This window comes from Streptomyces sp. NPDC097617 (assembly GCF_044761485.1).
In the GTDB taxonomy this organism is placed as follows: domain Bacteria; phylum Actinomycetota; class Actinomycetes; order Streptomycetales; family Streptomycetaceae; genus Streptomyces.
On record NZ_JBIWCL010000012.1, the window covers coordinates 1 to 13,870 of the forward strand.

Below are 13,870 nucleotides of genomic sequence, written 5' to 3' on the forward strand. Positions count from 1 at the left end.
ACCCGGACGGTCAGCCCCGAGTCACCGAGCCGCACCCGGTCCCCGGCCCGCGGGCCGAACACCGACGCATACTCGTGAGGATCGATATGCCGGCCACCCGGCGCACAGTGATCACTGTGCGGGATCTTCTTGCTCACGCCCGGCCACCCTCCGTCAGCTCGGCGTCCGTCAGATCTGCGCCCGTCAGATCTGCGCCCGTCAGATCTGCGGCAACGCCCAGATAGCCGCAGGCCGCCGCGCGGCGCAGGGCCTCACCCTTGGCTCCGGGTGCGTCCAGGGGTCCGTCCACCAGCCCCGCGAAGCCGATCGCGATCCGGTCGCCGCCCACGGGCACCAGGCCGACCTCGACGGTGGCGCCGGCGTCGAAGCGGGTGGACGAGCCGGCCGCCACGGCCAGCCGCAGGCCGTAGGCCGCGGCCCGGTCGAAGTCCAGCCGCGGATTCGCCTCGAAGAAGTGGAAGTGCGAGGTCACGCTCACCGGCACCGCGGCGGTGTTCGTGACGGTGAGGATGACGACCGGGTCCGGCGCCGCGACGGTGTCGGAGGCGGGCAGGACCGCACCCGGGGCGCAGTCGTCGCGCTCCAGGGGGCCGAAGGGCTCGCTGATCGCGGCCAGCCGGGTGCCGTCCTCGAAGACGGCCTCGACCTGGATCTCGGTGACGATGTCGACGACCCCGGGGAGCACGTCGTCCGGACCGAGGACGCCGCGCCCCCGCTCGAGGGCATCGGCCAGACGCAGCCCGTCGCGCGCCGCCTCGCAGACCGTGTCCGCGATCAGCGCGGTCGCTTCCGGCACGTTGAGCCGCAGGCCGCGGGCGCGCCGGGCACGGGCCAGTTCGGCGGCGGTGAAGAGCAGCAGCCGGTCGCGTTCGGTGGGGGTCAGGGGCATGACGTCCCCCGGCTGTCCCGCCCGGCGTCCGGGCCGGTCGAAACCATCATGATCATTCCTTCCTCCGGACGGCGGGCGAGGGTACGGCCGGGGCCGGGGCGTCGCCGTCCGGATGGTGTGGTGCGCAAGTCGGCGGCCGAGGGCCGGTGGCGCGCCGGGGGACGCCTCAAGGGGTGCGTCGAGGAGTGCGGGCCGGGCGCGGGCCCTCGAGGTGGCACGGGTCGGCCAGCGGTCCGAAGGGCCGGGAGGTTGGACCCGCCCTGTCGGAATCCTCACTCTGACATTGACTGAAAATTCAGTCAAGAGGGTGAACGGACCTGGTCCGCAAGGATGCACGGAAGTCGATCGGGGGACGGGTGGGAGGCGCGCAGGAGTCGCGGAAGGGCGGCGGGAGATCCACAGAGGAGCCGCAGGAGAGAACCGGGTGAGGCGCCCGCGCGCCGCCGCGTGCACGGACGACCTGCCGCAGCGTGGCCGCGGGGCGCGTACGAGGGTCCGCGCGGGGCGGGACGGGGCCGGGGGCCGTGGAGCGGCCCCGGTCCGGCGGGCGTCAGCCCTGCGCGAGACCCGCCAGTTCGGCGTCGATGGCGCCCCGCATCAGCTCACGGGCGTGGCCGATCCTGATGCCGCCGCTCAGCCAGCGCATGCTCAAGCCCTCCAGCAGCGCGGTGAGCCGTTCGGCGGCCGCGGCGAGCGCGGAGGCCGGCACCATCGGCTGGACCGCGCCCAGCAGCGCGGCCACCTCCTGGACCCACACCAGGGTCGCCCGCGCGAGGTCCTCGCGCAGGACCTCGTCGAACACGGCGCTCGCCCGCAGTTCGCCCCAGGCCGAGCTGTTCTCCCGTACGTGCACGGTGTCCTGGAGTTCCAGCAGGAGGGTCTCCTCCAGCTCTTCGCGCGGGGTGAGCGGCGGTTGGTCCGGGTCCCGGTCGGTGGTGTAGCGCTCGGCGCGGTCGTTGATGAACTCGAGCGTCTGGCGCAGGACGCCCGTACGGTCCTTGAAGTGGTAGTAGATCAGGGCGGTGGAGACGCCGGCCTCGGCCGCGAGTTCCTCCACGCGCAGCCCGCGTACACCGCGCCGGGCGATCACCCGGGCGGCGGCTTCGAGGATCTGAGTACTACGAGACGCCATGGTCCGCACCCTACCGGGGTGATCGGGTGCGTACGTACGCGGCCCGTCACCAGGAGTGCCGGACGGCGCGCGGGCCGCCCCGCCGGGCGGGGCCGTCCGCGCCCGTGGGGGCGGCCCGGCCATCAGAGCGCCGGCGGCACGGCCGGGTGCGACTGGGTGGCGCAGTGGATTCCGCCGCCGCCGGAGGCGATGCCGTCGATGGAGAGCTGTTCCACCCGGTGGCCCGGATAGGCGGCCTGCAGGATGGCGTAGGCGACGCCGTCGGCGTATCCGTCGCCGAACTGGGGCGCGATCACGGCGCCGTTCGCCGTGTAGTAGTTGGTGTAGCTGGACAGGAACTCCTCGCCGCGGCCGCGGATCGCGCGCCGGTCCGGTCCGGGCAGCTCGGTGATGGCCAGGCGGCGGCCACGGGCGTCGGTGGCGCTCTGCAGGGCCCGCTTGGTCTCCTCGTAGACGGCCACCCACTTCTTGTCGGCGCCGGGGCCGGGCTTGTCGAGGATGACCCGGCCCGGGGTGATGAAGCGGGCCAGGCAGTCGATGTGGCAGTCGGTGATGTCCTGGCCGGCGAGGCCCGGTACCCAGATCACCTTGTCGATGCCGAGCGCCGCCTTCATGGCCTGCTCGACCCGGTCCTGGCTCATGCCCGGATTCCGGTTGGAGTTCACCATCGAGCTGACCGTGGCCAGCAGGGTCCCCTCGCCGTCGGTCTCCAGCGAGCCGCCCTCGCCGACGAAGCCGGCGCGGATCCGGTTCACCTCGTACTCGGCGAGGAGCGTGCGGGCCGCCGCCGCGTCGTTGACGAAGGGCTGGGCGTACTTCGTACCGGCCTTGCCCCAGCCGTTGAAGTTGGTGTCCACACCGGCGACGGCGCCGGGGGCGACGACGAAGGTGGGGCCGAAGTCCCGGATCCAGAGGTCGTCGTTGGGGATGTCGATGACCTGGATGCCGTAGTAGGCGCCCGGTCCGCACTGGTAGCGGGCCTCGGAGGCCTGGCCCGGGCGGGCCAGCACCACGACCGGCTCGTAGCGCGATATCGCGTGCGCCACCTCGGCGATGTCCCGGCGTACCGCGCCGAGGCCGGTCTCCCACACCGACTCGAGGGCCGGCCAGGCCATGTAGGTGCGCAGGTGCCGGTCGGTCTCGGCGGGCATGCGGAGCGTGCCGGTCTCCGCCGCCGAGGCCGTCCGCGCCAGGGACGGGAGGGCGGAGCCGAGGGCCGCCAGCGGCAGAGCCGCCGCGCCGAACTGGAGCACTCGACGGCGGGACGTGCGGGGGTTGATATCCATGGTGACTCCCTGATGAGGAGGGGCGGGATGGACGGCATCCTTGCCTTAACTGAAAATTCAGTCAACCTTTCCCGTGTGTCGCCCGGCCACGCGGACGCGGTTCCACTTGCCCGGATCAGCTCTTGCGGAAGTGGTCGACGGCGATGGTCACGGAGCCCGCGGAGTCGGCTTCGACGAGCCGTACGATCGCGACTTCCCGCTGGTCAGGGCTTCGTACGCAGAAGGGGCGCTCATGGGCGAGCGCCTTGAAGGGCAGGGTCGTCACGGGCCGGGTCTCGACGCCGCGCGCACAGTCGTCCGGGGTCAGCTCTCCGGTTCCGTCGGCGACGAACGCGTCGGACTCCTCGGACAGCACGAAGGCGTCGGAGCCGCGGGCGAGGTACCAGGGGGACGACTCGGCGGGGACCACCTTCCCGGCACGGAGATCGAACTCGTAACCGGAATCCGGTGCGGTGAGCTCGGCCTGCCTGTATCCGGGGACGTACGCGAAGGCCGTCGGCGGCCGGGGCGAGCCGGTGGCGGGTCCCCCGGCGGCGCCCCCCTCCTCCGGCGGGAAACCGAACCAGTAGGCGGCGCCGCCGCAGGCCAGCAGGGTCGCGGTGGCAGCCAGGGCGATGACCGGCAGCCGGCTCCGGTCGCGCCGGCGGTCACGGCGCGGGGGCGCGGACGCGGGTGCGGGCGCGGGTGCGGGCGCGGGCACGGGTGCGGGCGCCGCTGCGGACGCGGGGGCGGTCGGCGCGGGCTCCGTCGAACCGGGGATCGGGGCCGGGGCGTAGGGCATGGTCCCGCCCGGCCCGGGGGCGGGGTACGCGGATCCGGGCGCGGCCATGGTCGCCTGGAGGTGCTCCGGTACGGGAGGGACGCACGAGACCGGAGGGACGGACGGCTCCCTGTGGCCCGGCGCACCCGGCCGCTCCGGCCCGTCCGTCGGCTCCTTCCGCCCCCCGACCTCCGCCAGTACCGGCCGGGGCAGCCAGCCCTCGGTGAACTGCGGCCGCGGACCCACGAGGGGGTGGGCCTGGACGGCCGCGATCAGATCGGCGGTCGTGGGGCGGTCCTCCGGACGCTTGGCCAGGCACCACGACAGCAGGTCGTGCAGCTCGTGCGGGATCCGGCCGAGGTCCGGGTGCTCGTGGACCACCCGGTACAGGGCCCCGGACTCGGGCCCGTTCCCGAAGGGCGGGACCCCGCCGGCGACGAACCCGGCCAGCGCCCCGAGCGCGAAGACGTCGGTCGCGGAGGTCACCGGGTGGCCCAGTGCCTGCTCCGGCGCCATGAACGCGGCGGTGCCGATGCGCAGGCCCACGCCGGTGAGGGCGGCGGCGTCGGCGGCGCGCGCGATCCCGAAGTCGATCACCCGTGGCCCGTCCCCCGCGATCAGCACGTTGGCCGGCTTGAGGTCCCGGTGGACCACGCCCACCCGGTGGATCTCCTGGAGCGCCTCGGCGATGCCCGCGACGAGCAGCAGCACCGTGCGTACGGGCAGGGGGCCGTGCCGCTGGACGACCTGGTGCAGCGAGGGGCCGGGTACGTAGGCGGTGGCGAGCCACGGGGTGCGGTCGTCCTCGCCCGAGTCGACGACCTGCGCGGTGAAGAGGCCGTGGATGCGTCGGGCGCTCGCCACCTCCTGGGCGAAGCGCTCGCGGAACTCGGGGTCCGCCGCGAACTCCCGCCGGACGGCCTTCAGGGCGATGGGCCGGCCGCCCGGCGTGTACGCCAGGTAGACCACCCCCATCCCGCCGGAGCCGAGCCGGGCGTGGAGGCGGTAGCCGCCGATTTCGTGGGGGTCGTCGGCGGACAGGGCCGTGAGGGCGGACTGGACGCCCGGAGGCTGAGGGAACATGCGGCGGCTCTTTCAACGATGCGGTGCGGTGCGGTGCGGCAATGACCTGGGGCGCATCGTGCCGCTAACTAAAGTTTCAGTCAATGTGTGACAATGCGAGACGCACACAGCCGGAAGGGAGGATCACCCAGTGTCGGATCGCAGACGGGCCATCCTGGAGGGCGCCGCCCGGGTCATCGCACGACGTGGGGTCCGCGGACTGCGGGTGGGCGACCTGGCGGCCGAGGCCGGCGTGTCGACCGCCCTGATCTACTACCACTTCAAGGACCGGACCGGCATCCTGCGGCAGGCGCTGGCCTTCATCACCGACCGGGCCGACCGCTACACCGGCGCGGCCGACGGGGCGGGCTGCGAGGCGGCCGGCAGTGCGGGGGCACCGCCCTCCGGCACGGACCCCCGCCAGCTCCTGGAGCGGATCCTGCTGCTCGAGTTCCAGGACCTGCCCGAGGTGCGCGAGAACAGCACGGCCTGGGGAGAGCTGCGGGCCCACGCGATCTTCGACCCGGAACTGCGCGAGGAGCTCGGCGCGGCCGGAGCGGCCTGGGTGGAGGAGGTCGCCGCCCTGCTGGCCGCCCTGTGCCCGGCCGCGCCGCCCGAGGCCGCGACCTGCGCCGCCGAGCGGCTGACCGCCCTTCTGGAGGGGCTGAGCGGCCGCTGGCTGAGCGGTCTGCTGCCGGTGGGGCACGCCCGTGACCTGATGCGCGGGGCCATCGGAGTCGAGATCGGCCGTCTTGGTTCCCTCGGTTCGCAAATTGACTGAATTTCCAGTCAGTGCGACAGTGGACGACATCTGGGCGCACCACTTTCCCGTGCGTACCAGCCTTTCTCGGTGCAAAGCGTGCACCCTTTGGATAGGGCCCGGCCCGCAGGCCTGTGCCACGCCTCCCGTGCCCCCCTTGCCGGACGCCCCTCGCTCCGCCAGCACACGATCGGAGTCCCCCGTGTCGTTCACTCCCCCCACCCGCCGGACCGTCCTTCGCACCCTCGCCGGAATCGGCGCCGTCGTCTTCGGTGCCGCGGCCTGCGGTCCCGCCGGATCCGGCGCGCAGCCGGGTGCCGACAGCTCCCCGCAGCCCGCTGCGGACGGCAAGCGCCGGTTCGGCGCCGAGTGGGAGAGCCACACCCGCACCTTCATGTCCTGGCCGGCCCTGGCCTCGGTGTGGGAGCAGGACCTGCCCTACGTACGCGAGGACATCGCGCGGATCGCGCGGGCCGTCGGCGGCTACGAAGAGGTGATCATGATGGCCCGGCCCGACCAGGTGGCCGCGGCCCAGAAGGCCTGCGGCTCCCAGGTCGAGGTCATCCCGCTGGCCGTCGACGACCTGTGGGCCCGCGACACCGTCCCCGTGTTCGTGGAGGAGGGCAGCAAGGTCCTCGGCGTCGACTTCAACTTCAACGGCTGGGGCAACAAGCAGGAGCACACGAACGACGCCCAGGTCGGGCGCCTGCTGCTGCAGAAGTACGGGATCCCCCGGGTCCAGGCCCCGCTCGTCGCCGAGGGCGGCTCCTTCGAGACCGACGGCGAGGGCACGCTGATGGTCACCGAGAGCTCGATCGTCAACGACAACCGCAACAAGGGGAAGTCCCGGGACACGATCGAGGCCGAGCTCAAGCAGACCCTGGGCGTCCAGAAGGTCATCTGGCTGGCCGGCGTGCGCGGTGAGGACATCACCGACGCGCACGTGGACAGCCTCGTACGCTTCACCGCCCCCGGTGTGGTCCTGTTGGACCGCGCCCACCCCAGCACCCCGCCGGACTCCTGGTCCCGCTCCGCCGACCAGGCGAAGTCCGTCCTGTCGAAGGAGACGGACGCCCGCGGCCGCCGCCTCGAGGTCATCGACCTGCCGCAGCCCGACCTGAACCGGATCACGGGCGAGGGCGACGACTTCGTCTCCACGTACGCCAACTTCTACGTGGCCAACGACTCGGTGTTCATGCCCCAGTTCGGGGACCGCAAGGCGGACGACCGCGCCCGCGGGATCCTGCGGGAGCACTTCCCCAAGCGGGACGTGGTCATGGTGAAGATCGACACCATCGCCTCGGGCGGTGGCGGCATCCACTGCTCCACCCACGACCAGCCCGGCAAGCCCGCCGCCTGATCCGCCCGCGCCACCGCCAGCGCCACCGCACCACCGGAGCCCCCGTGTCGAACTCGCACCGCCCCGCCCGCCCCGCACGCCGTGTCCCGTTGCTACCGGGCCTGGTCCTGATCGCGATCGTGGCGGCGGTCACCGTGGGGGCGTGGCTCCAGTTCGGGGAGCGCCAGGCCCTGGACACGGTGTACACGGCGGGCCGCGCCGACCGGGACCGTATCGACGTCAGCGCCACGATCCAGCGCGTCGACGCCGCCGGACGCGAGATGACCCTGCGTGTCCTGGTCACGCCCCGGGGCGCCCTGGCCGAGGCCGGCGGGGTCTCCCCCGTCGAGGACCTCACGGTCCAGACCTCGACGGCGACGCGGGGCGACCTCACCTTCAAGGCCCACCAGCGGATCTCCACGATGGACGTGCCCGTGGCCCTGACGGGCGGCTCGATCACGGACTACCCGTTCGACGCCTACGGGGCGGACGTCGAGTTCGGCGCGGTGCTCGGCGGCGAGAAGGTGCCGGTCCGCGTCACGCTCTCCAACAACGACGTCCTCTTCTCGGCGACGGTGGACGCCTCGACGACGCAGGGCATCGCGGTCCTCGACGTCGGGCTGGCCCGCTCCAACAGCGTGTTCATCTTCGCGATCTTCATGATGCTCGCCATGTGGGCGCTGGCCGTCTCGGTCCTGATCGGCGGCTGGTACCTGGTCACCCGTCGAAAGGGCCTCACCTGGCCCGCCCTCGGCTGGATGGCGGCGACCCTCTTCGCCCTGGCCGCCTTCCGCAACACGGCCCCGGGCGCCCCGCCGATCGGCTGCCTGCTGGACTACATCGCCTTCCTCTGGGCCGAGACGGTCATCGCGTTCTGCCTCATCACGGTGGTGATCACCGGTATCCGCGCGGAACCCCGCCCCACCCCGACGACGGACGCCCCCCTGGCGTGATCGGGCGGGGGTCGTGACAGAACCGGGCCCCTCGCCCTCGGCATGCTGGTCCCACCGGCACACCGGCACACCGGTGGCCGAGGGGCCCCTTGTCAGTGCTCGCAGAGGGAGAATTCCCGTTCGTAGAGCTGCTCGTTGTGTTCGTCGACGAAGAACTTGCGTTCCCGCATGAGTTGTTCGCGGTGGTGTTCGGCTTCTTCAAGCGTCATGGTCGAGGTGTCGGACCACGGTTGCTGCGGCGGCACGTCGGATGTCGAGACGATCCGTTCCGACGGGTCCACCAGGAAGAACGCAAGAATTTTCCGGTGCCCCGGGCGGGAGGGGTCCGTCAGGCGGAATGAACCGACGCGGTGCTGCAGGATGTTCGGGAACGCCAGGCACCGGCCCGCCGGCGTCGATGCCGATCCCAGCCTCTGGTTCAGGGCGTCCTCGTCCTCCAGACCGTAGACGTCCCGCAGACCGTTGTCGTCGTTCTGTTCGTAGTGCGGATCGTCCAGTGCCGCCCGGAAGGCCAGCCGGCTCTCGGTGATGTTCTCGCTGTCCCAGTAGTAGATGCCGGTCGAGACGATCCGCTCGTTCAACATCCCCTCGACATGCCAGGAGCCGCCCGCGTACTCGGGCTTGTCCGGGGTGAGATGAATGGTGGCGAGCTTGGCGATGACCTGAAGACGGCGCCCGCGCAGGTCGACCCGGGCGAATTCGTCGGGCAGCACGGGCGCGGTGAAGGCCGGGGCGTCCGGGACGACCGGGCTGCGGTTCTCCCACCAGTCGTCCTGGGCCGCCTCCCACGCGCGAAGGGCCTCTGCGTAGGCCGCGGCATCGTCGTAGGCGGACTTGTCCGGACGCTGCGGTTCCGAGTCGTACCACCCGTAAGGATCGGGCTCGATCCGCAGAGGCCGCGGATGGCGCAGATCGGTGAGCACCTTCTCCAGCAGCGGGAGCATGCGCGCGAACAGGTCCGGCAGGACGGAGGCGAGCTCGTGATGCGTCTCGGGGTGGACGTTGTTGACGTACGAGCGGAAGGTGACACCGCCGTCGTCATGCACGTCGACGTCCGTGGGCAGCCATTGGAACTTCTCCGAGAACTCGTACTTCGACCAGCGGTCCGTCGGGTTCTGCCAAGCCCCCTCGGGCGCGCCACTCACGTCTCTCACCAGGCAGAACAGTGAGGGATGAACCAGATCCAGTACCTGGCCGCCGGATCCGGGATGCCAGTCCTTCTCCGCTTCGGGAACCTCTTCCAGAACCCGGACCGCCTCGCGCAGCCGGGACCCGAGCTTGTCGTCGACCAGCGTGTCCGACTGCCACACACCGTCGACGGCGGACACCTCGATGCCCGTTCGCCCGTCCCGCAGTGCGGCGTAGTGCACGAGTTCGGCGAGCACGTACCGAACCTGCGCTTCGGTGAGGCCCTGGTCGATCGCTTCCTTCGTCCACCTGCCGACGATGCCGGCATCGTTCATCTTGTCGAACCAACCAGGCTTCGCCCGAATGTGCGCGCTGCACTGCATGACCTCAAGTTCCCGCAGTGTTCGGGGCGTCGCGAACGACAGGGAACGGGAAGCCTGAAAGGGCAGGGGGAAAGCAGACATGCCGGTCAATTCGCATGGTCCTTACAGTCGGTGTGCCGTGGCGGGAAGAGTAGCCCGGCAGACTGACATCGCCATGATCCCGGACGCACGAAAGGCCGCCCTCTCATGATGAGAGAACGACCTCCGACCTGCGTTTCCGCACAGTCGGGACGACAGGATTTGAACCTGCGACCCCTTGACCCCCAGTCAAGTGCGCTACCAAGCTGCGCCACGTCCCGTTGTGCCTGCGACCTGGGGTTTCCCCGTGCTCGGCGGCACATGCAGAACATTACCCCACGCAGAGGGGTGTGCATGCACCGGTAATCGTCGGGAGGGAGGATGGGGTGGTGAACGCACGGGATCGGGACGTTGACGGGCGGGCGCGCAGTGCGCGGCCGCGGGACGGTTTGGGGCGGCCGCTGGCGTACGGGGTGGCCGGGGTCGAGCGGCAGGCCGAGGGGGTGGTGCGGTCGGCCGGGGAGACCCTGCGTGAGGCGCAGCGGTTGCTGGACGCGGGGATGCCGTTCCACGCGCACGAGGTGTTCGAGGACGCCTGGAAGTCCGGGCCCGAGGCCGCCGCCCCGCTCTGGCGGGGGCTCGCGCAGCTCGCCGTCGGGTTGACGCACGCCGCGCGCGGCAACGCGGTGGGCGGGGCGCGGCTGCTGCGGCGCGGGGCCGCCGGGATCGAGGGGCTGGACGGGGGGCCGTACGGGGTCGACGTGCCGGGCCTGGTGCGGTGGGCCGGGGAGCTGGCCGGCCGGGTGGAGGCCGGCGGGCCGCCGGTCGACCCCGTGCGGGAGGCTCCCCCGCTATCGGGCGGCGGGCTGTAGCAGGTCCCAGCGGTTGCCGTACAGGTCCTCGAAGACGGCGACGGAGCCGTACGCCTCGTGGCGCGGCTCCTCCAGGAAGCGGACGCCCTCGGCGGTCATCCGGGCGTGGTCGCGGGCGAAGTCGTCGGTGTACAGGAAGTGGCCGACGCGGCCGCCCGTCTGGTCGCCGACGCGGGAGTGCTGGGCCTCGTCCTTGGCGCGGGCCAGCAGCAGCGCGGACTCGGTGGCGCCGGGCGGGCGGACCACGACCCAGCGGGAGCCGTCCGGGCGGGCGGTGTCCTCGGCGAGGTCGAAGCCGAGGGCGCGGGTGTAGAAGTCGATGGCCTCGTCGTAGTCGCGCACGAGGAGTGCCGTCAGGGCGATGTGGGATGGCATGCCCTCATTGTGAGCCCATGAGGACCACCTCCAGGGTGCGGGGGCCGTGCACCCCCTCCACCCGGTCCAGCTCGATGTCGCTGGTGGCGGAGGGGCCGGAGATCCAGGTCAGCGGGCGGGTCGGATCGAGGAGCGGCAGGGCCTGCGGTACGGAGTCCACCACTTGGTCCGGGACGCGGACCACGCAGATGTGGTGGTCCGGGATCAGGGTGATGCGCCGCCGGCCCTGGTCGGGGCCGGCGTCCAGGACGATCGTGCCGGTCTCGGCGACGGCCAGGGCGCAGCCGGTGACCACGCTGTCGACCCGGTCCAGTTCGTGCGGCGTGGAGTCCGCCCGGTCGGGGACGCGGACGGGGCCTTCGGCCGGGAGCCAGTGCGGGGGCAGGCCGGGCGGGACGAGCACCGACCGTGCGCCGCGGTCGGCGAGCAGCCGCGCGATCAGCGCGGGCAGGCCCTCCTCGTCCGTGCGGTGGACCACGGCCCGGTACTCGGCGAGGTGGGCGGCGAGCAGGTCCGTCCGCTCCGCCGGGGTGCGGGCGCCGTGGACGTGGAGGTAGTCGCGCGGGATCTCCGGCGCGGGGCTGTCGGGCAGCGCCCGGCGGATCCGGCCCAGGATGCGATCCTTGCTGCTCACTGCGGGGTGCTCCGTTCCCGGGCCCACCAGTCGCGGAAGGACTCCGGCGCCACGGTGGGCAGTTCGCGGCTGTCGGTCCAGGCCCGCCCGGCTCCGGGGAGCCTGCGGGGCGCCAGTCGCCGGGCCCGGGCGAGCAGCCGCTCCGCCGCGCGCAGGGCCCCGGGGCGGTCCAGGAGCAGCCGGGCGGCGCGCATGGCGGCCCGTTCGGCGGTGCGGCCGTCCGCGGGGCGGAGCGTGACGCGGATGCCGCCCCGGGTCACCGGGCCGCCCTGGACCACCCGTTCGCGGAGGTGGACGAGTACCTCGGGGATGTCGATGGCGACCGGGCAGACCTCGTAGCAGGCCCCGCACAGGGTGGACGCGTAGGGCAGCGAGGCATCGATCGCGCTGGCGGTGCCGCGGAGTTGGGGGCTGAGGATCGCGCCGATCGGCCCGGGGTAGACGGAGCCGTAGGCGTGGCCGCCGGCGCGCTCGTAGACGGGGCAGACGTTCAGGCAGGCGGAGCAGCGGATGCAGCGCAGCGCCTGGCGGCCGGTCGGGTCGGCGAGGGTGTCGGTGCGGCCGTTGTCGAGGAGGACGAGGTGGAAGGCGGAGGGGCCGTCGCCGTCCGTCGTGCCGGTCCACATGGTCGTGTACGGGTTCATCCGCTCGGCCGTCGAGGAGCGCGGCAGCGTCTGGAGGAAGATCTCCAGGTCGCGGAAGGTCGGGACGACCTTCTCGATGCCGACGACCGAGATCAGGGTCTCGGGCAGGGTCAGGCACATCCGGCCGTTCCCCTCGGACTCGAAGACGACCAACGTGCCGGTCTCGGCGACCATGAAGTTGGCTCCGGACACGGCGACCTTGGCGCGCAGGAACTTCTCGCGCAGGTGCAGGCGCGCCGCCTCGGCGAGTTCCCGCGGGTCGTCGCCGAGCGCTTCGGGCGCCGGCCGGCCCCAACCGCCCATCTCCGCCCGGAAGATGTCGCGGATCTCGGCCCGGTTGCGGTGAATGGCCGGGACCAGGATGTGGGAGGGCCGGTCGTGGCCGAGCTGCACGATGAGCTCGGCGAGGTCGGTCTCGTACGCGGCGATCCCGGCGGCCTCCAGGGCCTCGTTGAGCCCGATCTCCTGCGTGGCCATGGACTTGACCTTGACGACCTCGCGCTCGCCGGTCGCCCGGACCAGTTCGGTGACGATCCGGTTGGCCTCGGCCGCGTCGGCGGCCCAGTGGACGGCGCCGCCGGCCGCCGTGACCGCCGCCTCCAACTGCAGCAGGTAGCGGTCGAGATGGCGCATCGTGTGGTCCTTGACGGCCTTGCCGGCGGCTCGCAGCCGGTCCCAGTCCGCCAGTTCGGCCACGGCCCGCCGGCGCCTGTCGCGGATGGTGTGCGTGGCGCGGCGGAGGTTGGCGCGCAGTACCTCGTTGTGTACGGCCTCCCGCGCGGCGGCGGGAAAGGCGGGGAAGTCTGGAGGAGCGGGAGCGGCGGGAGAGGGAGGCGGGGCGGGGAAGGCGGGCATGCCCAGGTCGGTACCGGTCACGTCAGCGGTTCCTCCTCGGTCGCGGCCAGGATCTCGGCGATGTGCAGGGTCCGCATCGGGCTGTCCGCCCGGCGCAGCAGGCCGTCGAGGTGGGCGAGGCAGGAGCTGTCGGCGCCGCACAGCACCCGGGCGCCGGTGTCGGCCGCGGCCGCGATCTTGTCGGCGCCCATGGCGGTGGACACGTCCGGGTTCTTGACGGCGAAGGTGCCGCCGAAGCCGCAGCACTCCTCGGCGCCCGGCAGCTCGACCAGGTCCAGGCCCTTGACCGCGGCCAGCAGCTGCCGCGGGCGGTCCCCGAGGCCCAGACCGCGCAGGCCGTGGCAGGAGGGGTGGTAGGTGACGGTGTGCGGGAAGTAGGCACCGACGTCTATCACCCCGAGCACGTCGACGAGGAACTCGGTCAGCTCGTACACACGCGGTGCGAGCGAGGCGGCCGCCTCGGCGAGCCCGGTGCCCCGCCCCTCTTCCGCGGCCCTGCGGCCGATGCGCGGGTAGTGCTCGCGGATCATCGCGGCGCAGGATCCGGACGGGGTGACCACATGGGCGTATCCCTCGAAGGCCCGCGCGGTGCGCCGCACGAGCGGTTCGGCCTCGTACCGGTAGCCGGTGTTGTACTGCGGCTGCCCACAGCAGCTCTGGGCCGCCGGGAAGTCCACGTCGACGCCGAGCCGCTCCAGAAGACGTACGACGGCGATGCCGGTCCGCGGGTAAAGCACGTCATTGACGCAGGTGACGAACAGGGCGGCTCGCATGATGGGC

General features: G+C 72.5%; 14 protein-coding genes and 1 tRNA gene. 4 read left to right on the top strand and 11 right to left on the bottom strand.

Annotation, left to right across the window (positions count from 1 at the left end; all coding sequences use genetic code 11):
- The 5 genes from ACIQZO_RS20120 to ACIQZO_RS20140 all read right to left on the bottom strand — a co-directional run.
- The coding region (locus ACIQZO_RS20120) for a hypothetical protein (protein ID WP_403628159.1) at positions 1-137 on the bottom strand (137 nt) is incomplete at its 3' end.
- A complete protein-coding gene (gene ureA / locus ACIQZO_RS20125) occupies positions 134-889 on the bottom strand; it encodes an urease subunit gamma (RefSeq protein WP_403627822.1) in 756 nt (251 codons plus the stop codon). The genes ureA and ACIQZO_RS20120, both read right to left, overlap by 4 nt.
- A gap of 550 nt (positions 890-1,439) precedes the next feature.
- Positions 1,440-2,021 (bottom strand): TetR/AcrR family transcriptional regulator, encoded by a 582-nt coding sequence (locus ACIQZO_RS20130; RefSeq protein ID WP_403627824.1) that lies wholly within the window; start codon positions 2,019-2,021, stop codon positions 1,440-1,442.
- Between the two features lie 122 nt (positions 2,022-2,143).
- Entirely contained in the window at positions 2,144-3,307 is a 1,164-nt protein-coding gene (locus tag ACIQZO_RS20135) for an agmatine deiminase family protein (RefSeq protein ID WP_403627825.1), read from the bottom strand.
- Between the two features lie 115 nt (positions 3,308-3,422).
- Positions 3,423-5,150, bottom strand: coding sequence for a serine/threonine-protein kinase (locus ACIQZO_RS20140; RefSeq protein WP_403627827.1), 1,728 nt, complete (start codon positions 5,148-5,150; stop codon positions 3,423-3,425).
- Between the two features lie 130 nt (positions 5,151-5,280).
- Here ACIQZO_RS20140 and ACIQZO_RS20145 point away from each other — a divergent pair, with 130 nt between their 5' ends.
- The 3 genes from ACIQZO_RS20145 (at position 5,281) to ACIQZO_RS20155 (ending at position 8,181) form a co-directional block, all read left to right on the top strand.
- A complete protein-coding gene (locus tag ACIQZO_RS20145) occupies positions 5,281-5,910 on the top strand; it encodes a TetR/AcrR family transcriptional regulator (protein ID WP_403627829.1) in 630 nt (209 codons plus the stop codon).
- 181 nt (positions 5,911-6,091) lie between these two features.
- The gene (locus ACIQZO_RS20150; RefSeq protein ID WP_403627830.1) at positions 6,092-7,249 is read left to right on the top strand and encodes an agmatine deiminase family protein; all 1,158 of its coding nucleotides are present in this window, start codon (positions 6,092-6,094) and stop codon (positions 7,247-7,249) included.
- A gap of 44 nt (positions 7,250-7,293) precedes the next feature.
- Complete coding sequence (locus ACIQZO_RS20155; RefSeq protein ID WP_403627832.1) at positions 7,294-8,181, top strand: DUF4436 family protein; 888 nt, start codon at positions 7,294-7,296, stop codon at positions 8,179-8,181.
- A gap of 92 nt (positions 8,182-8,273) precedes the next feature.
- Here ACIQZO_RS20155 and ACIQZO_RS20160 read toward each other — a convergent pair whose 3' ends face one another.
- Together ACIQZO_RS20160 and ACIQZO_RS20165 are read right to left on the bottom strand one after the other, a co-directional pair.
- Complete coding sequence (locus ACIQZO_RS20160; RefSeq protein ID WP_403627834.1) at positions 8,274-9,782, bottom strand: DUF4246 domain-containing protein; 1,509 nt, start codon at positions 9,780-9,782, stop codon at positions 8,274-8,276.
- A 135-nt stretch (positions 9,783-9,917) separates the two neighbouring features.
- Positions 9,918-9,991, bottom strand: a tRNA-Pro gene (locus ACIQZO_RS20165).
- Positions 9,992-10,099: 108 nt separating this feature from the next.
- Between ACIQZO_RS20165 and ACIQZO_RS20170 the strand changes: the two genes are divergently transcribed.
- The gene (locus ACIQZO_RS20170) at positions 10,100-10,582 is read left to right on the top strand and encodes a DUF309 domain-containing protein (protein WP_403627835.1); all 483 of its coding nucleotides are present in this window, start codon (positions 10,100-10,102) and stop codon (positions 10,580-10,582) included.
- Here the strand turns inward: ACIQZO_RS20170 and ACIQZO_RS20175 are convergent.
- The 4 genes from ACIQZO_RS20175 to ACIQZO_RS20190 are packed head-to-tail and all read right to left on the bottom strand — an operon-like array spanning position 10,562 to position 13,863.
- Entirely contained in the window at positions 10,562-10,957 is a 396-nt protein-coding gene (locus ACIQZO_RS20175) for a VOC family protein (protein ID WP_403627837.1), read from the bottom strand. The two genes, ACIQZO_RS20170 and ACIQZO_RS20175, sit on opposite strands and share 21 nt — an antisense overlap.
- Positions 10,958-10,961: 4 nt before the next feature.
- Entirely contained in the window at positions 10,962-11,591 is a 630-nt protein-coding gene (locus tag ACIQZO_RS20180) for a lactate utilization protein C (protein WP_403627839.1), read from the bottom strand.
- Positions 11,588-13,090, bottom strand: a complete 1,503-nt coding sequence (locus ACIQZO_RS20185) for a lactate utilization protein B (RefSeq protein WP_403628161.1) — start codon at positions 13,088-13,090, stop codon at positions 11,588-11,590. Before ACIQZO_RS20185 ends, ACIQZO_RS20180 begins: the two co-directional genes overlap by 4 nt.
- A 17-nt stretch (positions 13,091-13,107) precedes the next feature.
- Positions 13,108-13,863 (bottom strand): (Fe-S)-binding protein, encoded by a 756-nt coding sequence (locus ACIQZO_RS20190; RefSeq protein ID WP_403627840.1) that lies wholly within the window; start codon positions 13,861-13,863, stop codon positions 13,108-13,110.
- Between the last annotated feature and the right edge of the window lie 7 nt (positions 13,864-13,870).

What these genes read in the sequence shown, in the direction of transcription:
- ureA (WP_403627822.1), bottom strand. Translation starts at nt 889, where the DNA reads ATGCCCCTGACCCCCACCGAACGCGACCGGCTGCTGCTCTTCACCGCC.
- ACIQZO_RS20130 (WP_403627824.1), bottom strand. Translation starts at nt 2,021, where the DNA reads ATGGCGTCTCGTAGTACTCAGATCCTCGAAGCCGCCGCCCGGGTGATC.
- ACIQZO_RS20135 (WP_403627825.1), bottom strand. Translation starts at nt 3,307, where the DNA reads ATGGATATCAACCCCCGCACGTCCCGCCGTCGAGTGCTCCAGTTCGGC.
- ACIQZO_RS20140 (WP_403627827.1), bottom strand. Translation starts at nt 5,150, where the DNA reads ATGTTCCCTCAGCCTCCGGGCGTCCAGTCCGCCCTCACGGCCCTGTCC.
- ACIQZO_RS20175 (WP_403627837.1), bottom strand. Translation starts at nt 10,957, where the DNA reads ATGCCATCCCACATCGCCCTGACGGCACTCCTCGTGCGCGACTACGAC.
- ACIQZO_RS20185 (WP_403628161.1), bottom strand. Translation starts at nt 13,090, where the DNA reads ATGCCCGCCTTCCCCGCCCCGCCTCCCTCTCCCGCCGCTCCCGCTCCT.
- ACIQZO_RS20190 (WP_403627840.1), bottom strand. Translation starts at nt 13,863, where the DNA reads ATGCGAGCCGCCCTGTTCGTCACCTGCGTCAATGACGTGCTTTACCCG.